This window comes from Dyella sp. (assembly GCF_036746095.1).
In the GTDB taxonomy this organism is placed as follows: Bacteria; Pseudomonadota; Gammaproteobacteria; order Xanthomonadales; family Rhodanobacteraceae; genus Dyella_B.
Window position 1 is genome coordinate 1 of the sequence record NZ_DAIOEU010000016.1, and the last position, 22196, is coordinate 22196.

Below are 22196 nucleotides of genomic sequence, written 5' to 3' on the forward strand. Positions count from 1 at the left end.
GGCCCGGAGCCGGAATTCTTCATCTTCGATTCCGTGCGCTGGCAGAACGACATGGGCCGCGTGTTCTACGAAATCGGCTCCGAAGAAGCCGCGTGGTCGTCGCGCTACAAGTACGAGGACAACAACACCGGCCACCGTCCGGGCGTGAAGGGTGGCTACTTCCCGGTCAGCCCGGTCGACTCGCTCGGCGACCTGCGCGCCGACATGTGCAAGGTGCTGGAATCGCTCGGCCAGGTGGTGGAAGTGCATCACCACGAAGTGGCCAATGCCGGCCAGTGCGAGATCGGCGTGAAGTTCAACACGCTGGTGACCAAGGCCGATGAGCTGCTGACGCTCAAGTACGTCATCAAGAACGTGGCGCACCAGAACGGCAAGACCGTCACCTTCATGCCCAAGCCGATCGTCGGCGACAACGGCAGCGGCATGCACGTGCACCAGTCGTTAGCCAAGGACGGCAAGAACCTGTTCTCCGGCGATCTGTACGGCGGCCTGTCGCAGCTCGCGCTGTGGTACATCGGCGGCATCTTCAAGCACGCCAAGGCGATCAACGCGTTCGCCAACTCCACCACCAACAGCTACAAGCGACTGGTGCCGGGCTTCGAAGCGCCGGTGATGCTCGCCTACTCCGCCCGCAACCGCTCGGCGAGCTGCCGCATTCCGTTCGTGTCCAACCCGAAGGGCCGCCGCATCGAACTGCGCTTCCCCGACCCGATCCAGTCCGGCTACCTCACCTTCACCGCGCTGATGATGGCGGGCCTGGACGGCATCTTGAACAAGATCGACCCGGGCGCGCCCGCCGACAAGGATCTCTACGACCTGCCGCCGGAAGAAGAAAAGAACATCCCGCAGGTATGCTCCAGCCTCGACGCCGCACTGGAAGCGCTCGACAAGGACCGCGACTTCCTCAAGGCTGGCGGCGTGTTCACCGACGACTTCATCGATGCCTACATCGAACTGAAGATGCAGGAAGTGACGCGCTACCGCGCCAGCACGCATCCGCTGGAATTCCAGATGTACTACGCGATCTGATCGCTGCTGTAGGTGATGAAAAACAACGGGCGCTTCGGCGCCCGTTGTTGTTTTTGGCAATGGCGTCGCTAAGATCGCTTCCCTTTGATACGACTCCCAAGCCCGCACATCATGAAGAACCTGCACGGGCCACTCTCCAGCCAGGAACTCAAGCGCCTGGACCGTCTCCTCCTGATTGGTGACGTCCCGGAAGACGGCATGATCCTCTCTTCGCTCGATGGCTATCTGACAGCCATTGCGGTTGGCCCCGAAACCGTGGCGCCGAGCGAGTGGCTGCCACGCGTATTCAGCGAATCGGAGCCGCACATACCGCAGTTCGAAAGTGCAAAAGAGGGAGAGGAGTTCCTTACCCTTCACGGAGTCCCAGGCATCACCGTCTCGCATAACGGCGCGCTTGCTGGATTAATCCAGCCTACAACTGTGGGATCAGCATGACGCCGGAAATCAAGGCGCGCCAAGTCATCGATCAAGAGCTTGAATCGCCCGGCTGGATCGTCCAGAGGTTTTACCCAACAAGGTTCGTTTCATGGCAAGGTCCTAGCTTTAACCGCTGAGCGTACGCATGAGAAAGGCCAGCACGATCAAGCGAATTGCCCTCTGCCTACTCATCGCCACGGCGTGTTGCGTTCAAGGTGCTTGGGCCACACCTACTGACGGCGCCCCTGCGATACAACGTCCCCTCGATCAACCACAGCCACGGCAGGCGCCCGGCCCCAGCGCCGAAACCATCAAAGCCTGGCAAGACCGCAAATTCGGCATGTTCATCCACTTCGGCCTGTATTCCATCGCCGGCGGGATGTGGAACGGCAAGCGTGTGGACAACGGTTATAGCGAGCAGATTTTCGCCAATGGTCCCATTCCACCGAAGGACTACGAAGCGCTCGCCAAGCAATTCGATCCGGAGAAATTCGATCCCGATGCCATCGTGGCGCTGGCCAAGGCCGCGGGTATGAAATTCATCGTGATCACCGCCAAGCACCACGATGGTTTCAACCTGTTCCAGACGGCTGAGACTTCCTATAACGCCGTGGATGGCACGCCTTATCACCGCGATATCGTGAAGGAGCTCGCGGAAGCCTGTGCACGCGGCGGGCTGAAGTTCGGCGTGTATTACTCGACCATCGACTGGCATCACCCGGGCGGCAACAAGTACATCGAAGGCAACAGCAATCCGATCACCTCCGAACAAGAAGCCTTCAACGTTGTGCAATTGAAGGAACTGTTGGGCCACTACGGCCCGATCTCCGAAATCTGGTTCGACATGGGTAAGCCCACGCCGGCGCAAAGCGCACACTTTGCGCGCACCGTGCATGCGTTGCAGCCGCAGACAATGATCTCCGGCCGTGTGTGGAACTACTACGGCGACTTTGCGGTGATGGGCGACAACGCCGAGCCCGACGTCGCGATGGAATTGCCGTGGCAAGCGCCCGCGTCCATCTTTCCCGAAACCTGGGGCTATCGCTCATGGCAGGAGCGGAACGACCTGCCGGGCAAGATCCGCGAGAACATCGCGCGGTTGGTGCGCGTGGTCAGCGCGGGCGGCAATTACATCCTCAATATCGGCCCGAAAGGCGATGGTGCTGTCGTGCCGTACGAGGCACAGGTATTGCAGGGCATCGGCACGTGGCTGAAGCAGAACGGCGAGGCGATTTACGGTACGCGGAAACAACCGTTCGCCGCGTTGGATTTTGGCTACGCCACCGTCGGTCCGCATGCGCTTTACCTATTCGTGGCAAAGCTGCCGCCCGATCATCAACTGCGTGTGCCTGGGTTGGCGGACACCACGTTCGGCCCCGCCTATCGATTAGGCGCGGCTGATTCAACGGTAGAAGTAAAGCGGGATGGCCATGACGTAAGCATCGCGCTGGATCATCTCGCCGATTGGCCAACGGCGGATGCCGGCGACAACGTCGACGACTTCATGCCGGTGATCGTGCTGCCGTTCAATGGCCCGCTGCACGTTCGTCCGAGCATCATCGCTGCCGCTGCGGATGGGAGCTTTCATTTGCAACCCACGCAGGCCGAGCATTATCTCAACTACAACGGCGAAGGCTATGAAGCATCCGCCACGTTGTACAAGTTGAGCTGGAAGCTGGATGCGCAAACGTCGGAATACATGCTTACGCTGCACTACAACGCTGCGGCGGCCAATGCGAAGGTGAATGTGTGGGTCGACGGCCAACGCTACCCGCTCAGCTTGCATGGCGCTGACGCCGGCAGCGCATCGTTGCGCGTTCGCCGCAACCGCACGACGTACCCTTATGCGATGCAAGTGGAGCTGACACCCTCGGCGCCTTTCGAGCAGGGCACGGCGCTGCCGGTGACGGTGCAATCGGTGGACGTTTTACCCATGCGTCACTGAGATACCCATCGGAGGCTGGGATGAAATCCCAGCTTCGATGGCGGAATGCTGGGATTTCATCTCAGCCTACGAAAGCACGCCGCTGCAAGGCTTTCGAACGCCGCGCCCAACGAGCGCATCGCATGGCGCTGGCAGCGATGGTGCCCTTGGGCACGGTGCGTCGAGTGCATATCGGCGATCAGCACAAAGGCCTTCACGGCGTCCATCATGGGATTTTCGAATCGCTGAAATATATATCAGCGGCTGTCATCCGGTCGCGACGCCAGACTAAGCTGCGTGTTCCCCACCCTGAGCATGCCACCATGAACACGCTACTCGCACGCATCAGTCGTTTGGTTGCCATATCGCTGATCGCCTGGTCTGCTTCGACATTTGCTGCAGCGCCGATGAACACCTCCCCTTTAGCCGGCACATGGACCTTGGTTGCCGCTGACGTGTTGCATGCAGACGGCTCGCGCACCTCCGACTTCGGCGTGAATCCGAAGGGCGTCTTGCTTATCGACGGTCAAGGACGCTACTCGCTGCAAATCTTCCGCGCGGATCGTCCGCGCTTCAGCGCAGGCGACAAGGCGAAGGGCAGCGAGGCCGAATACAAGGCAGCCGTGATGGGTTCCAGCACGCACTTCGGCACGGTGCGTGTGGACGCGGAAAGCGGAGAATTGATCTTTCATATCGACGGCGCGTCGTTTCCCAATTGGGAAGGGCAGGAGCAGCATCGGCACTATGAATTGAAGGATGGCGTGTTGAGCTATCGCGTGCCGCCGCGTCCGAATGGCGATGTGCCGGTGTCGGTGTGGAAGCGTGTCGAAGAAGGCGCCGATAGTCATTGAGTCCGCGTAGGCTGGGGTGCAGACCCAGCCTCATGGCGACGGAGCGCCGTTGCCACAGTTCTGTCATACCTGTTCCGTAGTGTCGGCTGGATGACTCTCCAGAGCCTCAGCCAATATCTTGAGCCCAGTGGCAGGCAGGCGAACCCCCGATGACGGTCACACGGCGTGATTTTCTGCGTAGTGCCGGCGCCATCGTCGGCGCCTGTGCGCTAGGCGATGCGTGGCGCATGGCGAAGGCCGGCACCGCGCCGATGTCGATGCCCATGCGCACCACCGCTGCGACCTTGGCTGCACCCAAGGTGCCACTGATCAACCCGACCTCGCTTGCGCGATTTGTCGATCCGCTGCCCATCCTGGCCATTGCGCACGCGACGGAACAGCGCGCCGATCCGATGCGTCCGGGACGCACGCTGCCGTATTACCGGATCGAGATGCGAGCATGCAAAGTGCGCCTGCACCGCGATATTCCACTGACACCGTTGTGGGGTTACCAGGGCCAGTTTCCCGGCCCTACCATCGAAGCACGACGCGATGAGCCGCTGTTGATCGAATGGGTGAATGCGTTACCGCAACAGCATTTCCTCCCGATTGACCATACCCTGCACGGCGCGGAAAAAGACAAACCCGACGTACGCGCGATCACGCATGTGCACGGCGCGCGCGTGCCGGCCAAGGCGGATGGTTTTCCGGAAGACTGGTATACGCCCGGCCATGCCGCGCTGTATCGCTATCCCAACGGTCAGGATGCCGCCACGCTGTGGTACCACGATCATGCCATGGGCATTACGCGGCTCAACATCTATGCCGGCTTGTTTGGCGCCTACATCGTGCGTGATACGCAAGAACAAGCGCTCAATCTGCCTTGGGGTGATTACGACATTCCGTTGATGCTCTGCGATCGGCTGGTTGCCCAAGACGGACAGCTCTACTATCCCGTGTCGGATGACGCCGATGCACCGTGGGTCATGCAGTGCCTCGGCAATCTCGTGCTGTGCAACGGCAAGGTCTTTCCTTATCTGGACGTCGAACCGCGTCGCTATCGGTTTCGCTTGATCAATGTCGCCAACACGAGCTTCTTCGATTTGTCGCTGTCGCATGATCAAGCCATGCAGCAGATCGCCAGCGATCAAGGCTTGCTGGCGGGCCCGCTGGAACGCATGCGCGTCGAGCTGTATCCCGCCGAGCGCGCGGACGTGGTGATCGACTTCGCCAGCTTTGCCGGCAAGTCCTTGCAATTGCGGCACGCGTCCCAAGGCATTCTGGAGTTTCGTGTGGGCGCTGCAAGCCGCCGCGATACATCCACCTTGCCGATGGTGCTGCGTCCGGTAACGCGCATCGATCCGACCACGGCCGTGCACGATCGCATCCTTACGCTCAATGAAAGCGACGACGCCAACGGCAACGCCATGAAGATGCTGCTCGATGGCAAGCGCTGGTCCGATCCGGTCACCGAGAATCCGCGCCAGAACAGCATCGAAACCTGGAGTTTCGTCAACCTTACCGGCGATGCGCATCCGATCCACCTGCATCTGGTGCGCTTCCAGGTGATCGATCGACGGCCATTCGATCTGTTCGCGTGGAATGCGCATCGCAAGCTGGTATTTACCGGGCCACCTATTGCGCCAGAACCGCAAGAACTCGGCTGGAAAGATACGGTACGCGCCGACTCCGGCATGGTCACGCGCATCGCCATGCGCTTCGAAGGCGAGCCTGGCCGCTACGTTTGGCATTGCCACCTTCTCGAGCACGAAGACAACGAAATGATGCGGCCGTACGAGGTATTGCCCGCGCATTCGTAAAGGGTGCGTCAATGTGCAGCGCAACCCATCACGTTTGTCGCACCACTGTCATCGCGCCATGACGCCTTGTCGCGTTGCTGCCAACGTTACGTCACATGCGAGGCGCAGACTTCCGGGCGGTCTGTGGGGGTAAGTCAGATACGCAGACCGTAATCAGGGGGATTACTCGATTGCAGGCGTTCGCGAGATGCCAGCAGGAGACACCAGCTATGCCCACGAAGTATGGCCGTACCCGGTTCAAGCCCTTTGTGCTTTGCGCGCTCGTCACCAGCCTCGTCGGCGTGGCGAATGCGCAGAACACCGATCGATCCAATGACGCAACATTCCGCGCCAACGTACCTGCCGCCGCCATCAAGCCCGTAAGCGGCCAACCCGGCGGCGCCATTACGCTCTACAACCCGGATGCCGCGGACGCGAGCAGCCGCACCCGCACGCCGATCAAGCATGTGATCCTGCTGATTGGGGAAAACCGCACTTTCGATCACGTGTTCGCCACCTACACGCCGCCGAAAGGGCAAAGCGTCGAGAACCTGCTATCCGAAGGCGTCGTGAAAGCCGACGGCACGCCCGGCCCTAACGTGGCCAGGGCGCAGCAGTGGCAGGCGAGCCAGACCGGCGACTATTCGCTCGCGCCCCCGCACACCAGCGCGTATGCCAACCTGCCGGCGATGAACACCGGCGGTGCGCCGACCCAGGCGTATCTTTCGTCGGTTGCGCAAGCCGAAGCGATCGAACCGGCTTTGCCGGCGAATTACTATCCCTTCCTCGCCGAAGGTGGTACGGGGCTACCGAACGACGTGCAAGACACGCGCTTCCCCACCACGCTGCCGAATGCGCCGGTCGATATGCACGCCTCGATCAGCTACAACGACTACGCCAACAGTCCGGTGCACCGCTTCTTCCAGATGTGGCAGCAGCTCGATTGCAATATGAACCATGCGACATGGAAAAACCCAAGCGGTTGCCGCGCGGACCTGTTCCCGTGGGTGGAAGTGACCATGGGCGCCGGCAACAACGGCAAGACGCAGCCGGCCAATTTCACGGACCAATCCACCGGCGAAGGTTCCACCTCCATGCAGTTCTTGAACATGGCGCAGGGTGATGCGCCGTATTTCAAGCAACTGGCCGAGCAATACGCGCTCAGCGACAACTTCCACCAGTCGGTGATGGGCGGCACGGGCGCCAACCACATCATGCTGGGTTTCGGCGATCTGATCTATTACGCAGATGCCAACGGCAATCCCGTCGCGCCGCCGTCCAACCAGGTCGAAAACCCGAACTCGCAATCGGGTACCAACAACTGGTGGGAGCAGGATGGCTATAGCGGCGGTTCTTACGTGAATTGTGCGGACGACAGCCAGCCCGGCGTCGGCGCCGTGCGCAAGTATCTCAAGAGCCTGCCGTATGACGCCTTCCGCCATGGTGATTGCAAGAAAGGTGCGTACTACCTGGTGAACAACTACAACCCCGGCTACCTGGGCGATGGCACGCCCGCACCGCTGGGCGCCGACCAGTTCACCATTCCGCCGACCCGGCAGCAGAACCTTGGTTTGCTGCTCTCGCGTAAACACGTCAGCTGGAAGTACTACGGCGAAGGCTGGGACGGCGGCAAGGAAGACGGCGAAGCCGGCAGCTTCTGCAACATCTGCGATCCGTTCCTGTATTCCACGCAGATCATGACCAACCCGGCCCTGCGTGCGCACAACCAGGACCTCAACAACCTCTATAGCGACATCCAGAACGGCACCCTGCCGGCCGTAGCCATCGCCAAGCCGGATGGACTGCTGGACGGCCATCCAGCCTCGTCCAAGCTGGAGCTGTTCGAAGGCTATGCGCAGAAGATCATCGACGCGGTGAAGGCCAATCCGAAGCTATGGGACAACACCGCCATCATGATCACCTTCGATGAAGGTGGCGGCTACTACGACTCCGGCTACGTGCAGCCGATCGACTTCTTCGGCGACGGCACACGCATTCCGCTGATCGTGGTGTCGAAGTACTCGCAGGGTGGCCGCGTGGTGCATACGTACGGCGATCACGTGTCTTTCGACAAATTCGTGGAAGCGAACTGGGACCTGGACGAAACCATCTCCCATCGCAGCCGCGACAACCTGCCCAACCCGATCTCGCTGCCCAGCAACCCGTATGTGCCGCTCAACGCACCGGCCATCGGCGACCTGATGGACATGTTCAATTTTCATCGCCATTGGGATGGCGACAGTACCGCGCGAAACTGAGTAAGCTCCCGCACATGCCCTGCCTGCCACGCAGGCAGGACATGTTTTTCCAATCTTAGTGATGTGAACGATGAGCCTGCTAGCATGCTCCACCGGTTATCTCAGTCGTTGGTCCAATCCCGTGGCCGCTTTGATGCTGATCAGCGCATCTACCGTCGTCAGTAGCGGCGCACACGCTGATCCGGCCGATTTCCAGGCCATGCCCGGCCTGTGGAAAATCACCGTGCACACGCTCCAGGACGGCAAGGAGCAGGTGAAATGGAAGTGCCTTTACGATGGCGCCGATCCCTGGACGACGTTTGCTGACAGCGTCGAGCCGCAAGCCAATTGCCAACGCAGCGCGGAACATCGCACCAGCACCGCATTGGCATGGCAAGTCAGCTGCGACGCGCACAAGGGCATGGCGCACGTGCAGCTGGATTCTGCCCAGCATTACGCCGGCAAGGTGGTGCTGGATGGCAAGCAGGTGCTGGCTATTGAAGGCCAGCGTGTGGCGGCATGCACGGGACCTGCCGACTGATCACTCAGAAGTTGCCCTCCTTGTAGCCGTCGCGTTTTCACGTTTCCACGACATCCCCGGGCTCAAGTTACGCCGCGATGGAGCGTTGGATGGCTGTCCGGGCCAGCGTCACGCCGGACATCGTGCACGGGCGCAATGCCCGTGTGAGGACGACCGACAGAGGGGGTACAACATATGCTTTTCGCCAAAGGCGTAAAGGCCGGTGCCGTTGCGGCGCTGGTCGTAACAAGTGCTGTGGTCAATGCGGGTACCTTTCCGGATTACGGCTATCAACCGCCGGCGACGTACAAAGGGCCGCTGTTCCAGCTGAGTCAGAATTATCCGGCGACGCTGCCGAGCGGACCGGTGCCGGCATTCTTCAAGCTGCTGCCCGCCAAGCTCACCAACAATTTCGAGCAGTGGCGACCATACGTGGAAGCGGTCAAGCAGTACTGCCTGGAAGGCAACGTCGAAAACGATTGGTACGTGCAGAAGAACACGATCCGCCATTGGTATCACGCACCGTGGCAGCACTACGGGCCGCTGGGACGTGAAGGCATTCATGGGCTAACCAAGGAAGCACAGATCCAGTCCAGGCAGCTTGCACCCACACAAATCGCCACGGGTCAGACGTTTGCGGTGGGCATCTACAACGACGTTGGCGGCTACACCATCGGCCAGGTGTGGAAGAACCCGCAGGACCCCGATCCCGCTGTCACATCCAAGCCAAACAGCTTTCATGACGGCACGGTGGTGTGCAAAGCATTGTTCGCGGACATCGATCTCAAGCAAGTACCTTTCCTCGTCAATCCCGTGTTGTGGCAAGCCTATGTCACCGACAGTTTTGACTCGGCCAACCGCGAGATCAAGAATGTCGCCCTTATCCAGATGGATTTCGCCGTACGTGACAGCCGCGTACCGGGCACGGGCTGGATCTTCGGCACCTTCCAATACAACGGCGCGGTCACCGGCAAACCGGGCTGGGACAACCTCGTGCCGGTGGGTGTGATGTGGGGCAACGATCCGCAAAACAACCGCAACGACTACACCAACAAGCAACCTACCGTAACCAGGATCAATCCAACGATTACGGAGTCGGCGATCAACGCGCGTCCTGAACTGCCGCCTACGCATCTGGGCTGGAATGGGCGCCTCAATGGTCCGGTGGACAATCCGGTCAGCTCATGCATGAGTTGCCATATGACCGGGGAAAGTCCGCAGCTTTCGCCAATGAATCCCACCTTCCAGGCGCCGGACAAAATACCGCCCGTAGGTTCGAAAGAATGGATGCGCTGGTTCCAGAACGAAGAAGCTGGCGTGCCGTTCGACGCGGCAGCGCTCAGCACCGACTACAGCCTGCAGCTTGCTGGAGGCATCGCCAACTTCTACGACTGGAAATGTGACCAGGGCGGCGTATTCGTAGGTGGCGGCAATGCCTGCCAGCAGGCGCGCAACTTCCACCTCAAGTTGCTGAAATCGGCCACGCCGCCGGCCAAGGTGTTCAAGGTGGAGCGCGATCCGGCGCTTAACGAAATTCATTGATCGAAAAGCAGATGCCGAGCTGGGCGCGTGCGCTCAGCTCGGCACGCTTATGTGCAATATCCGATTTGCGCAGTGCGTTGCCGAAGCTGTCGCGCATAGTGCTTCCATGCGACACTGGTGTCATCGCCGAACCACAAGGGGAATGTGGCGTGCAAATTCTCACGCTGGAACATTTTGCCAGCCGCATCAACGAAACCTTTACCGTAGACCTTGGCCACGGCAAATCGCCGTTCGTATTGGTCGAAGCACGGCCATTGCCAGCCGCGGCCGTGCCCGGCATGGTGCGTGCGCCGTTCTCGCTGTTGTTCCATCACACCTCAGCGGTGTTGTTTCCGCAGCGCATTTATCAGATGGAAAATCCGGGGGTCGGCGACTTCGGCATCTTCCTGGTGCCGGTGGCGCGCAATCAGGACGGATTTGTCTATCAGGCAGTGTTCAATTGAACGTCGCCGCCTGGGACGCGCCAGCGCATGAGTTGATGAAAACCTTCCAGGGATTCATCGCGAAAACCTAATCTTCGATAAAGATGATGGGCTCGAACATTGCGTTGCTCCACATGCAGCGCCACGCTGCATGCTCCGTTTCGTTGCGCTGCTGCAAGCAACTGCGTCAAAAGCGCGCTGCCCAAACCTTTTCCGCGATAGGCCGGCATAAGTCCGATGTCGATCACCAACCAATCTGCTTTTTGGCGCGAAACATAAAGACGGCCAATCGGTTCGTTTTGGTATTCCAGGATCAGGAATTCAGCGTCGGCGAAGTAATGCACAAAATGCCGGTGCTGTAACGCAAATTGGCTATCAAGGAATGCAGCCATGGCGCCATCGGGCCATTCGACGAGAGCCAGTTCTTCAGCGCGCGAACACGCATAAAGCGCTCGCAAGAACACACCATCACTTTCCGCCACCCAGCGCAGGGTGTAGCCCTCACGCCGGAGCTGTGGCGGTAGTTCAGTGGCAAAGATCTGCTTGGGCGGAAACGCAGCAAGTGTCTGCACGTGACGGAATACATCAGGTCAGAGCACGCAACAGGCTGGAGCGATGGGGTCGCGGAGCCGGCCTGCTGCGTGCCCAAAAGCATCAAGAAAACTGCGGATAGGCGCCGTTCAAGGCGATGCAGAAGTTCACGGCGAGAAAAGGCTGGCGATTTTCGTGCGGCTGATTGCCGCCGTAGGTACTCATCGCGGTGGGTAGCAGCGTGGTATTGGGCTGCTGATTGTTGTTGTAGTCCTCGAACAGGCCAGAGCTGGTCAGCGCCGCATTGGCAGCAGGCTGCGATGAGCGCGTACCGGTGCCACCAAACCCTTGTGCCGAATGGATATGCATAGGCATCTCGTTGGTTATCAACGTATGCGCCGCTTCGCCGAACGCCTCTCCGATGACGCGTTGCGACAACCCCAGTCCCGTGCCCTGGCTACACGGCGCACGCGTGGTCAGGTTGGGCAATTGGAATGTGGTCGTCCCGTTGCCGCCGTAAGCGGTGCCAAGCAAGGAATAGAGCGTCGAGTATTGCGAGACATTCAAGGTCGCGCCGTTGCACAGGGCCCAACCAACGGGCGCAAAGCTGAAACCGAAGACTTGTACTTCGCCAACAAAAGGTGTGGTCATGCCGTTCTCCGAATAAGCTTGCGCAGTTGTCAGCTCTGTGAGGGGAAAATCCCTTCCCAGGCAATGCAGAAAGACAGCGTCAACGTAGGCATGAGGTTGTTGTGCGGCAGATTTCCGCCCGACTGCCCGATCATGTTTGCGGCCATGGGGTCGACTGTAGGTGTTCCGCTAATGTTTTGCAGATAAAGATGGTCGCTGGGCAAGGTGCCAGGTTGCACCGTCGCGCCCGGCGATACAGCGCTCGCGGCGTTGGTGGTAACCATGAAATTATGGTTGTGCGCCGGCATCTGGCTGCTCAGCAAGGTGACATTTTCACTGCCGCCCACTTGGCCGAGCACGCGGGGCGTCAGACCCAGGCCGGTACCCTGGTGCAGCGGCGCCTGGCCGCGCAGATCCGGCAGCGCAAAGGTGTTTACGCCATCGCCGCCGTAAGTGGTGCCGAGCAAGGTATACAGCACCTGGTAATTGGCGATGGACTGCAGGCTGCCATCGCAGGCCATCCAGCCGGTGGGGATGCGTTGGAATGCGAATAGGCGTATTTCGCCGACGTAAGGTGTCGTCACGTTGGTTCTCCTCCCGAAAACGAATGAGTCATCAAGCCATCAGCTGCGTGATGGATATATGCCGGTGAGAGCGATATTGAAATTGATGACGCGAAACGGCTGCATATTGCTGTGCGGGCCGGATCCACCCGTCATGCCGATGGTTGCGGGATAGAGCGGGACGGTGTTGGTGCCCCCGGCTGCGAATACCGGAATGGTGGTGTTGTTGCTCGTACCCAAAAGCGCATTCGTCGGGATCTTGCTGTTGCCCGTGCCAGTGGTCGCGTTGACCGGATGGGTATGCATCGGTAGCTGCGTACCCGTAAGAGTGACTGACTCCACGCCACCTACTTCCCCGATCGTATAAGGAGATGGCTGCCAACCCGGATCCGCCGAAGGACCGCTGCCCGTAGGCGTGCGCCCCCGCAGATCGGGCAATTGAAAGTTAGTCGTACCGTTGCCGCCGTATTGCACGCCGAGCAACGAAAACAGTGCTGTGTTTTGTTGAACGGGCAAGAGCTGCCCGTTGCATAGTGCAAAACCGCGTTGGGCAAAACCAAAGCCGGTCATCATGATCTGACCGATATAAAATTCCGACATGCGACTTCCCCCTGTTATGGATAGTTGCAATGCTTTGACACCGCGAGACGCCACGCTTGGGGCGAATGTCACGGTTGCGGCATATGTCCAGCGATGCCCTCGCTCCAGCAAACCCCTGCGAGGGCGCTCGAATGTTAGCCGTGCCCGGTCCGGCAAATGTGATGAAACCGTGACGAAGATAACACTTGACTTGTAGGCATCTTGTCCACGACGTTATGCACCGTTGAGTGGGGCTTGCGAGCAGCAGCAGGCCAATTGCTCGAGCTTCGTGTTGTATTGGGGATTACAGGTTTTTTCTCGCTACGCGTCTATGCGCGGCATTAGCGCGTCCGCTTAGGCGCGCCAGGCGTTGTAGGTTGTCTCAGGGGTAGGGACCATGATTCACACGGATTTCGTTCGCCATCGTGCGGCGTGCGCTCGGCTATTGGGTGCAATCACTTCTGTTTTCAGCATGGGTTTGCTGTTGGCCCTGATGATGCTGGGGGGCCTTTGGCCCCGTGAAGCGGCGGCCTATACGACCGCGACCGGCTGCACCGTGGCGATTACCTTCAACGCCAGCCCGCTCGGGACATCGCAGCGCTATGACTTGCCTGGGCCATATGGGCCTTGCAGTCCGAACGGCGATATTCAGTCAACGCCGAACGCGACGGCAGTGGGAACCAACCCGGGCAATCCAGGTGACCAAATCGCCGGGCAGCATGGCACTTACACACTCGAATACGACGCCAATGGCAACGAGTGGATCTTGTATACGCCGACCTCCGCCGTTTCGACCGGCTATACGGAGTCGATTGCGTTTTATGGCGACGACGGCGGGACGACGGTCTACAACAACACGGCCAACGTCACTATCCACATTGTTGCCAACGCTCCCGATGCACCGACCATCGGTACCGCAACGGCCGGCAACGGACAAGCCTCGATAACGTTCGCCGCACCAGGCAATGATGGCGGTTCTCCCATCACCGGCTATACCACTACGTCGAGTCCGGGGGGACTCACCGGCAGTTGCGCCGCATCACCCTGTACGGTCACCGGCCTCACCAACGGGACGGCTTATACCTTCACGGTTACTGCCACCAACGCTGTCGGTACGAGCACGCCGTCGGCGGCGTCCAACAGCGTTACGCCATCGACCGTGCCCAGTGCGCCGACCGGCGTAAGCGCCACCAGCGCCGCCCCGGCGCAGGCCACCGTGACCTTCAGCGCAGCCAACAATAACGGCTCGCCCATCACCGGTTACACGGTGGTTTCCAGCCCCGCCGGCGGCATTGATTCGAATGCCGGTTCGACCTCGCTCAGTCATGTGATCACCGGCCTGACCAACGGCACCGCCTATACCTTCACGGTCACGGCGACCAATGGGGACGGCACCGGTCCGGCGTCGGTGGCATCGAACAGCGTGACGCCGAAGGCGACGCAGACGATTACCTTCGCCAATCCGGGCACGCAGAACTTCGGCACCACGCCGACGCTTACCGCCACGGCCAGCTCCGGCCTGACTGTGACATTCTCGTCGACCACGACCGGCGTATGCACGATCACCAGCGGCGGCGCGCTTACGTTTATCAGCGCCGGCAGCTGCACCATCAATGCGGACCAGGCGGGCAACGGCACCTATTCGGCGGCGGCGACCGTGCCACAGACCTTTACCGTCGCGGCGGTCGTACCCGGTGCGCCCACTATCGGCACGGCCACGGCTAGCAGTGCGCAGGCATCGATCAGCTTTACCGCCCCGGCCTTTACCGGGGGTGCGGCGATCACCCAGTACACCGCCACCAGCAGCCCGGGCGGCCTGACGGGTATCTGTGCCAATTCGCCGTGCGTGGTGACCGGTCTTACCAACGGTACCGCCTATACCTTTACGGTGACGGCGACCAACGGCGTCGGTACCGGCGCGCCATCGGCGGCCTCGAACAGTGCGACGCCGCAGGCGACGCAGACGATTACCTTCAATAATCCAGGCACGCAGAATTTCGGCACCACGCCGACGCTGACGGCCACGGCCAGCTCCGGCCTGACGGTGAACTTCAGCTCGAGCACGACCGCGGTATGCACCATCACCAGCGGCGGCGCGCTGACCTTTATCACTACCGGCAGCTGCACCATCAACGCCAATCAGAGCGGCAATGGCACGTACAGCGCCGCACCGCAGGTGAGCCAGTCGTTCACCGTCAACGCGGTGGTGCCGGGTGCGCCCACCATCGGTGCGGTCACCACCAGCGCGCAACAGGCGACGGTCAACTTTACGGCGCCGGCGTTCAACGGCGGCGCTGCGATCACCGGCTACACCGCCACCAGCAGCCCGGGTGGCCTGACGGGTACTTGCGCCAATTCGCCTTGCCTCGTGACCGGCCTTACCTACGGCACGGCCTACACCTTTACGGTGACCGCCACCAACTCGGCCGGCACCGGTGCGCCATCGGCGGCATCGAGCAGCACGACACCGCAGTCGGCGCAGACGATTACCTTCAATAATCCGGGTGCGCAGAACTTCGGCACCACGCCGACGCTGACGGCCACGGCCAGCTCCAGCCTGACGGTGAGCTTCAGCTCGAGCACGACCGCGGTGTGCACCATCACCAGCGGCGGCACGCTGACCTTCCTCACCGCCGGCACCTGCACCATCAATGCCAACCAGGCTGGCAACGGTACCTATCTGCCTGCGCCGCAAGTCAGCCAGTCGTTCACCGTCAACGCGGTGGTGCCGGGTGCGCCCACCATCGGCACGGCGACCGCAGGCGATCAGCAAGCGACGGTAACTTTCACGGCGCCGGCATCGTCAGGCGGCTCGCCGATCACCAGCTATACGGCCACCAGCAGTCCGGGCGGCAGTGTCGGAACCTGCACGACCTCGCCGTGTACCGTGACCGGGCTGGTCAACGGCACTGCCTATACGTTCACGGTGACGGCGACCAACGGCATCGGCACGGGTAGTGCGTCCGCCGCGTCGAACGCGGTGACGCCGAAGGGCAACCAGACGATCACCTTCAGCAATCCCGGCACGCAGAATTTCGGTACCACGCCGAGCTTGACTGCGACGGCCAGCTCCGGCCTGCCGGTGACGTTCACGTCGAGCACCACGGCGGTATGTACCGTCACTTCCGGCGGTGTGCTGACCACCGTGACGCCGGGAACCTGCACCATCAATGCCAACCAGGCCGGTAACGGTGCGTATCTGGCGGCGGCGCAAGTCACGCAGTCGTTCTCGATTGCCGGCGTGGCGCCGGCCGCACCGACGATCGGCACCGCCACCGCCAGCGATGCACAGGCCACGGTGACGTTTACGCCGCCCACCGTGACCGGCGGCGATGCGATCACCGGCTACACCGCCACCAGCAGTCCGGGCGGTATCACGGGTACCTGCGCCAATTCGCCTTGCACGGTGAGCGGTCTTGCCGACGGTACGGCTTACACGTTCACGGTGACCGCGACCAATGCGGCCGGCACCAGCGTGGCTTCCGCGGCCTCCAACAGCGTGACGCCCAAGGCGGCCGCGTCGATCACCAACTTCGTGGCCAACCCGGCTGCACCGGTATTCAAGCCAGGCGGTACTTTCACGGTATCGGCTACCGGTACCGGTTCGAGCAGCCCCTTGGTGTTTGCCGTGGCGAACCCACCTGGATCAGTGTGTTCGATCCAGGGCAGCACGGTTACCACGCTGTCGGCCGGTACCTGCAACGTCACCGCCAACCAGGCCGGTGACGGCAGCCATGTGGCCGCGCCGCAGGCGACGCTGGCGGTGACGATCACCAATCCGCCGCCGCCCACCGTCAGCGATGTCAGCGCGAATACCAACTACAACACCGCGGCAACGATCAACCTCAGTAGCAAGATCGTCGGTATCGACGTGACCTCGGTGGCGATCGCCAAGGCACCGCAGCACGGCACCGCGTCGGTGTCAGGCGAAAGCGTCACCTACACGCCTTCATCCACGTTCTATGGTGGCACCGATAGCTTTACCTACACAGCGACCAATCCTGGCGGCAGCTCTGCACCGGCGACGGTGACGGTCACAGTCGTGCCTTCCGCGGTACCGCAGGCGGCGAGCCATACCGTTTCCACCACGACCGGCACCGCCGTGCTGATCCAGGCGATCGAAGGTGCCACCGGTCCACAGCCGTACCTCGGTGTCGGCGTGGCGACGCAGCCCGCCCATGGCAACGCCACCACCAACGGCCAGCAGATTACCTATACACCAGCGGCCGGCTTCGTCGGTACCGATACCTTCAACTACGTGGTGTCGAACAACTTCGGCCAGTCGCAGCCCGCCAGTATCACCGTAACAGTCACGGCGGCGGGCAAGGCCAGCGGCTATACCAAGACGGTGATCACATCGCCCGGTACGCCGGTGTCGGTGAACCTGGGCAGCATCGTGCCGGGTACGTATAGCGGCTCGAGCCTGCTGGGCCTGTCGCCGGCCAGCGCCGGCAATGTCTCGCTCAACCAGCCCACCGCGCTGACCTTTACACCCACCGGCAGCTTTACCGGCATGGTGCAGATCACGGCGGTGCTCGCCTCCGCCGGCGGCAGCCCGGTCACGGTCGATGTGCTGGTGCTGGTCACCAAGCAGCCCGATCCGTCCAGGAATCCGGATGTGCTCGGTTTGATCAATGCGCAGACCAATGAAGCGGAAATGTTCGCGCAGAGCCAGCTCGACAATATCCGCGGACGCCTCGAAGGCCTGCACGACGGCGGCGGTTCGCTGTTCAGCAACACTTTGTCCGTGAGCCTCGATGGCAAGCCGATGAGTGGCGGTGCCGATGCCAATGGATTGCCCGGTCAACCGCAGAACGGTCAACAGGCAGACGGCGCGACGGCAGCCATGTGGCCACGGCGCAACGGCTTTATGCGCCCAGGCATCGGCGCCGGCGAAGCGCCGGATGGTACGAGCTTGCCCGCCGATACTTCGTCCGGCCCGGCGTCGACTAGCGTGACGAAGGGCGGCCCGCAAGGACTGGGCGTGTGGATCGGCGGCACCGCGAACTTCGGTAGCTTCGATTCGTATCGCCAGGCGGCCGGCTTCAATTCGGACAATATTGCCGTGACCGTCGGCGTCGATCAGCGCATCGGCAACAGCAGCGTGTTCGGCATGAGCCTGGGCTACAACCACGACAACAGCGATATCTCCAACGACGGTACGCATAGCGTGGCGAAGGGTTATAGCGCGGCGTTGTACGGCAGCTTCGCGCCTTCGGCCAATACCTATATCGATAGTGTGCTCGGCGGTGGCGGCCTGAGTTTCGAAAGCCAGCGCCGCGGCGAGAATTATGGCGACGATCTGCTCGGCCATCGCTATGGCGACCAATGGTTTGCCTCCTTGACTGGCGGCTATGAGTACAAGTGGCACAACTGGCTGCTATCGCCGTACACCCGCATGCAATGGTCGCTGTCGCGCTTGAACGCCTACTCCGAAACAGGCGACGTTACCGAAGCGCTCACTTATGGAAGCCAGCTGGTGCGTAACTCGCAGGCGATCATCGGTCTGCGTGCGAGCGGCGAGTACAAGCAGAGCTGGGGCGTGCTGATTCCGCACTTCCGGCTTGAGCTGGGCCACAACTTCCAGGGCGCGACGGACACCACGTTGAGCTATGCCTTCGTTCCTTCGGCCGGATCCTGGAACGTACTGACCAATCCCTACAGCACCAACGGCAATAGCGTGCAAGTAGGCTTCGGCGGCGACCTGCGCCTGTGGAGCAACTGGCTGATCAGCACCGAATACGACTACATGGCCGAGCCTCACGCGCACGACCAGATGATCAAGTTCGGCGTGAAGAAGCAGTTTTAGAGGACGTCATTTCGTGCCGCCGCCACACCCGCCTTCGCGGGAACGACGGCGGCATGGAGGCGGCGCGTGGAGGAGCCGAGCCCAGCGCGCCGGAGTGGATGGCAAGGCCGGCATTCTCAGCCGAGCCTGCTTGCCTCGGGCGTGGCAACCGGTTTTCCCAACGGTCGTGGGCGGCGCTTCTCCTCGCGCCGCGCCCTGCGTGCAGCCTTGCGCGCATGCCGATCGTATTGCCACAAATAAATCGCCGGCGTGCTGAGCAAGGTCAGCAGTTGCGACACGAACAAGCCACCTAGGATCGCGATGCCAAGCGGCTGGCGCATTTCAGAACCGATGCCGAAGCCGATCGCCAATGGCAGCGCGGCACCCATTGCCACCAAGGTGGTCATGGTGATGGGACGAAAACGCACCAGTGCGGCTTCGCGAATCGCTTCCGGCGGCGAAAGGCCGCCTTCGCGTTCGGCGACGAGGGCGAAGTCCACCATCAGGATCGCGTTCTTTTTCACGATGCCGATCAGCATCAGCACGGCGATCACCGACATCGTGCTCAGCTGCGTATGGGTGATCAGCATGGCCAGGAAAGCGCCCATGCCTGCGGCAGGCAACGTCGACAGAATGGTCAACGGGTGGATCAGGCTTTCGTAGAGCATGCCCAGCACGATGTACATCGCCAGGATCACGGCGATGAACAGGATCAGCGCATTGGTGGCCGCCTCCAGCAGTTTCTGGTTGTCGCCGGTGTATTGCTTCATCACGCCGGCCGGCAGTCGCGCGGCGAACATCGCTTGATCGACGTACTTCAGGCCGTCGGCCTGGCTCACGCCGTCGGCGAGGTTGTAGTTGATGCTTGCCGCTTCCAACTGGTTGTAATGCTGGATGTCGATGGGTTCGATGCGCGGGCGAACATGCACCATGGCCGAGAGCGGCACCATCTTGTGGGTATTGCTGCGCACATAGAGGTTAAGCAAGGTGGCGGGGCTGAGCGAATGAGCGTTGTCCGCCACCAGGATCACCTGGTATTGGTTGATGTCGGAGTAGATCACCGATGCCGGCGTCTGCCCGAATGCGTCGGTCAACGCCTGATCGATCTGCCCGATATTCACCTGCAGGCGCGACGCCGCGTCGCGGTCGATTTCGACCAGTTGCTGTTTGCCGATGTTGTCGAAGCTGGTGCTCACGTCCTTGAACTGTTTCATCTTGCGCATCACCTGCGCCAGATGCAGCGTCGGTTGCTGCAAGGGCTGGCTGGTGGTGCTGGTGAGCGAGAAGGCGTACTGGCCTTTCGCACGACTGCCGCCGCCACCGTTGAAAAAACCCAGGCTGGTGACGGCGACATTGACGTCGGTCAGCTTCTTGTATTGCGCGGTGAGGCGCTTGATCACTTTGTCTGCCGCCTCATGGCGCTGCCCGGGACCATCGCCGCGCGGCTTGAGGTCGATGAAGAATGACGCCTCGTTGCCGACCGCGCCATTGGTGTTGTTGCCGCCCAGGAATGCAGCCACGTCAAGCACGGCCGGATCGGCCAGCATCACCGCCTGTACGGCTTGGGTACGCTTGGCAAGCAGGCCAGGCGAGATGTTCGGGTCGGCCACCATGTCCGCCTGCAGCATGCCGGTATCGCCTTCCGGCATCAGCGCACCGCCGGCCGTCTTCACCACGGCCATCGCCAGCCCGACCGTCAACACCAGCAAGATCAGCGGTTGCCAGCGCATCACGCGCCGATGGCGCATCGCCCAATCCAGTGCGCGCTCATAGATGCGCAGCAGCCAGCGATCCAGCCGTTCGACCGCCATTTCCAGCTTGCTGGGTGCGCTCGGCTTGCGCGTTTCTTCCACCAGGTAGCGGCCGCACAAGGCGGGCGTAAGCGTGAGCGACACCAGCGCCGAAATCACGATCGTGGCGATCAGCGTGACCGAAAACTCACGCATCAGCATCACCATCGGGCTGTTGCCGAACACCATCGGCGCAAACACGGCCACCAGCGACAGCGTGATCGAGATGACCGTAAAACCAATCTCGCGCACGCCGGTCAACGCGGCATCCAGCGGCTTGGCTCCCTGCTCCATGTGGCGGAAGATGTTCTCGATCACCACGATCGCATCGTCCACCACAAAGCCGATGCACAGCACCAGCGCAATCAGCGACAGCATGTTGAGCGTGAAGCCGAGTGCATACATCAGCACGAACGCGCCGGCCAGCGACAGCGGCACGCTGAGCATGGCGATAAGGGTGGGACGAAGGCGCCTGAGGAACAGCAGCATCACCAGCGCCACCATTACGATGCTGATCAGCAAGGCGATCTCCACTTCGTGCAACGCGGATTTGGTGGAGAGTGTCAGGTCGAAAATCGGCGTGATCTGCACGTCGGCCGGCACCAGCTTCTGCAATCGCGGCAATGCATCGCGGATGGCTTGCACCACTTGCACGGCGTTCGCATCGGAACGCTTTTGCACCTGCATGATCACGCCGTGCTTGTTGTTGAACCAGGCCGCCTGGGTGGAATCCTGCTGGCCGTTGCTGATCGTGGCGACGTCGGAAAGATGAACCGGCACGCCGTTCTGCTTGGCAATGACCAGCGCGGCGAAATCGGCCGGCGTCTGCAGGCCGTCATTGGCCGACACCGTCATCTGCGTCATGCCATCGCTCAGGATGCCTTGCGGCGAGGCGACGTTGGCGGCCCGCAGCACGTTGGCGATGTCATTGGCGGTCAGGCCCTTGGCCGTCAACGCACTGTTGTTCAACGAGATGCGCACGGCGTGCGGCGAGCCGCCGATCAGCTGTGCCTGCGATACGCCGGTGACTTGCGCCACCGCCGGCAGCATCAGCGTGTTGGCCAGGTCGTAGAGCTTGTCCGGCGGCATGCTGGTGGACGTCATGGAGATCAGCAGCACCGGAATCTGCGAGGTGTCGTTCTTGAAATACTGCGGCGGCGACAAGGCCATCACGGCGGGCAGATCGGGCGCTGCCGCGTTGAGCGCGGCCTGCACGTCGCGCGCGGCCTGGTCGGCTTTGCGCGACATGTCGAACTGGATCAGGATCAGCGAGCCGCCCGCGTTCGAATCGGAGGTCATTTGCTGGATGCCGGGAATGCGGCCCAGCTGGCGCTCGAGCGGTGCGGTTACCGTCGACGCCACGGTTTGCGCGTTGGAGCCGGGTAACAAGGAAGCTACTGCTATGACAGGAAATTGCAGCGAAGGAAACGACGCGATGCCGATCAGCAGATAAGCGCAGAAGCCCGCCAGCACCAGGCCGATCGCCAACAACGAGGTACCCTTCGGTCGGCGGATGATCGGCTCGAAAACATTCATGCCGCCACCCGCGTGTGCGCACGGACGACGGCCATGTACAAGCCGCATGCACGGCTGTT

Annotated in this window: 15 protein-coding genes; 10 read left to right on the top strand and 5 right to left on the bottom strand. The window is 61.4% G+C overall.

Translation table 11 applies throughout. The features are described from left to right. The 9 genes from glnA to V7M64_RS09205 form a co-directional block, all read left to right on the top strand. Window positions 1-1029: type I glutamate--ammonia ligase (glnA, locus tag V7M64_RS09165; RefSeq protein ID WP_333678751.1), on the top strand; the 1029-nt coding region annotated here is incomplete at its 5' end. A 111-nt stretch (window positions 1030-1140) separates the two neighbouring features. After that, complete coding sequence (locus V7M64_RS09170; protein ID WP_333678753.1) at window positions 1141-1464, top strand: UPF0149 family protein; 324 nt, start codon at window positions 1141-1143, stop codon at window positions 1462-1464. A gap of 127 nt (window positions 1465-1591) precedes the next feature. Further along, entirely contained in the window at window positions 1592-3391 is a 1800-nt protein-coding gene (locus tag V7M64_RS09175) for an alpha-L-fucosidase (RefSeq protein WP_333678755.1), read from the top strand. A 302-nt stretch (window positions 3392-3693) separates the two neighbouring features. Further along, the gene (locus tag V7M64_RS09180) at window positions 3694-4221 is read left to right on the top strand and encodes a lipocalin-like domain-containing protein (RefSeq protein ID WP_333678756.1); all 528 of its coding nucleotides are present in this window, start codon (window positions 3694-3696) and stop codon (window positions 4219-4221) included. 149 nt (window positions 4222-4370) lie between these two features. Then, window positions 4371-6020, top strand: a complete 1650-nt coding sequence (locus V7M64_RS09185) for a multicopper oxidase domain-containing protein (RefSeq protein WP_333678757.1) — start codon at window positions 4371-4373, stop codon at window positions 6018-6020. 209 nt (window positions 6021-6229) lie between these two features. Beyond that, window positions 6230-8257, top strand: a complete 2028-nt coding sequence (locus tag V7M64_RS09190) for an alkaline phosphatase family protein (RefSeq protein WP_333678759.1) — start codon at window positions 6230-6232, stop codon at window positions 8255-8257. A gap of 70 nt (window positions 8258-8327) precedes the next feature. Beyond that, entirely contained in the window at window positions 8328-8777 is a 450-nt protein-coding gene (locus V7M64_RS09195) for a DUF3617 family protein (protein ID WP_333678762.1), read from the top strand. 174 nt (window positions 8778-8951) lie between these two features. Beyond that, the gene (locus V7M64_RS09200) at window positions 8952-10298 is read left to right on the top strand and encodes a hypothetical protein (protein ID WP_333678763.1); all 1347 of its coding nucleotides are present in this window, start codon (window positions 8952-8954) and stop codon (window positions 10296-10298) included. A gap of 149 nt (window positions 10299-10447) precedes the next feature. Then, entirely contained in the window at window positions 10448-10741 is a 294-nt protein-coding gene (locus V7M64_RS09205; protein ID WP_333678764.1) for a hypothetical protein, read from the top strand. Here the strand turns inward: V7M64_RS09205 and V7M64_RS09210 are convergent. From V7M64_RS09210 to V7M64_RS09225, 4 genes are all read right to left on the bottom strand, one after another. Beyond that, window positions 10723-11292: a GNAT family N-acetyltransferase gene (locus V7M64_RS09210; RefSeq protein WP_333678765.1), complete on the bottom strand. Its 570-nt coding sequence runs from the start codon at window positions 11290-11292 to the stop codon at window positions 10723-10725. The genes V7M64_RS09205 and V7M64_RS09210 overlap by 19 nt on opposite strands. An 82-nt stretch (window positions 11293-11374) precedes the next feature. Continuing rightward, window positions 11375-11902 carry a tail fiber protein gene (locus tag V7M64_RS09215; RefSeq protein ID WP_333678767.1) on the bottom strand — a complete coding sequence of 176 codons (528 nt, stop codon included), beginning with the start codon at window positions 11900-11902 and terminating at the stop codon, window positions 11375-11377. 29 nt (window positions 11903-11931) lie between these two features. Then, window positions 11932-12465 carry a tail fiber protein gene (locus tag V7M64_RS09220; protein WP_333678769.1) on the bottom strand — a complete coding sequence of 178 codons (534 nt, stop codon included), beginning with the start codon at window positions 12463-12465 and terminating at the stop codon, window positions 11932-11934. Window positions 12466-12504: 39 nt separating this feature from the next. Then, window positions 12505-13044, bottom strand: a complete 540-nt coding sequence (locus V7M64_RS09225) for a tail fiber protein (RefSeq protein ID WP_333678771.1) — start codon at window positions 13042-13044, stop codon at window positions 12505-12507. Window positions 13045-13420: 376 nt separating this feature from the next. On the opposite strand from V7M64_RS09225, the gene V7M64_RS09230 reads away from it, so the two are divergent. Further along, the gene (locus tag V7M64_RS09230) at window positions 13421-18832 is read left to right on the top strand and encodes a fibronectin type III domain-containing protein (RefSeq protein ID WP_333678773.1); all 5412 of its coding nucleotides are present in this window, start codon (window positions 13421-13423) and stop codon (window positions 18830-18832) included. 116 nt (window positions 18833-18948) lie between these two features. On the opposite strand, the gene V7M64_RS09235 is transcribed toward V7M64_RS09230, so the two are convergent. Beyond that, window positions 18949-22137: an efflux RND transporter permease subunit gene (locus V7M64_RS09235; protein WP_333678775.1), complete on the bottom strand. Its 3189-nt coding sequence runs from the start codon at window positions 22135-22137 to the stop codon at window positions 18949-18951. Window positions 22138-22196 lie beyond the last annotated feature (59 nt).

Coding starts and splice junctions, on each gene's coding strand:
- V7M64_RS09190 (WP_333678759.1), top strand. CDS start 6,230: ATGCCCACGAAGTATGGCCGTACCCGGTTCAAGCCCTTTGTGCTTTGC.
- V7M64_RS09185 (WP_333678757.1), top strand. CDS start 4,371: ATGACGGTCACACGGCGTGATTTTCTGCGTAGTGCCGGCGCCATCGTC.
- V7M64_RS09200 (WP_333678763.1), top strand. CDS start 8,952: ATGCTTTTCGCCAAAGGCGTAAAGGCCGGTGCCGTTGCGGCGCTGGTC.
- V7M64_RS09170 (WP_333678753.1), top strand. CDS start 1,141: ATGAAGAACCTGCACGGGCCACTCTCCAGCCAGGAACTCAAGCGCCTG.
- V7M64_RS09225 (WP_333678771.1), bottom strand. CDS start 13,044: ATGTCGGAATTTTATATCGGTCAGATCATGATGACCGGCTTTGGTTTT.
- V7M64_RS09180 (WP_333678756.1), top strand. CDS start 3,694: ATGAACACGCTACTCGCACGCATCAGTCGTTTGGTTGCCATATCGCTG.
- V7M64_RS09215 (WP_333678767.1), bottom strand. CDS start 11,902: ATGACCACACCTTTTGTTGGCGAAGTACAAGTCTTCGGTTTCAGCTTT.
- V7M64_RS09230 (WP_333678773.1), top strand. CDS start 13,421: ATGATTCACACGGATTTCGTTCGCCATCGTGCGGCGTGCGCTCGGCTA.
- V7M64_RS09195 (WP_333678762.1), top strand. CDS start 8,328: ATGAGCCTGCTAGCATGCTCCACCGGTTATCTCAGTCGTTGGTCCAAT.
- V7M64_RS09235 (WP_333678775.1), bottom strand. CDS start 22,137: ATGAATGTTTTCGAGCCGATCATCCGCCGACCGAAGGGTACCTCGTTG.
- V7M64_RS09175 (WP_333678755.1), top strand. CDS start 1,592: ATGAGAAAGGCCAGCACGATCAAGCGAATTGCCCTCTGCCTACTCATC.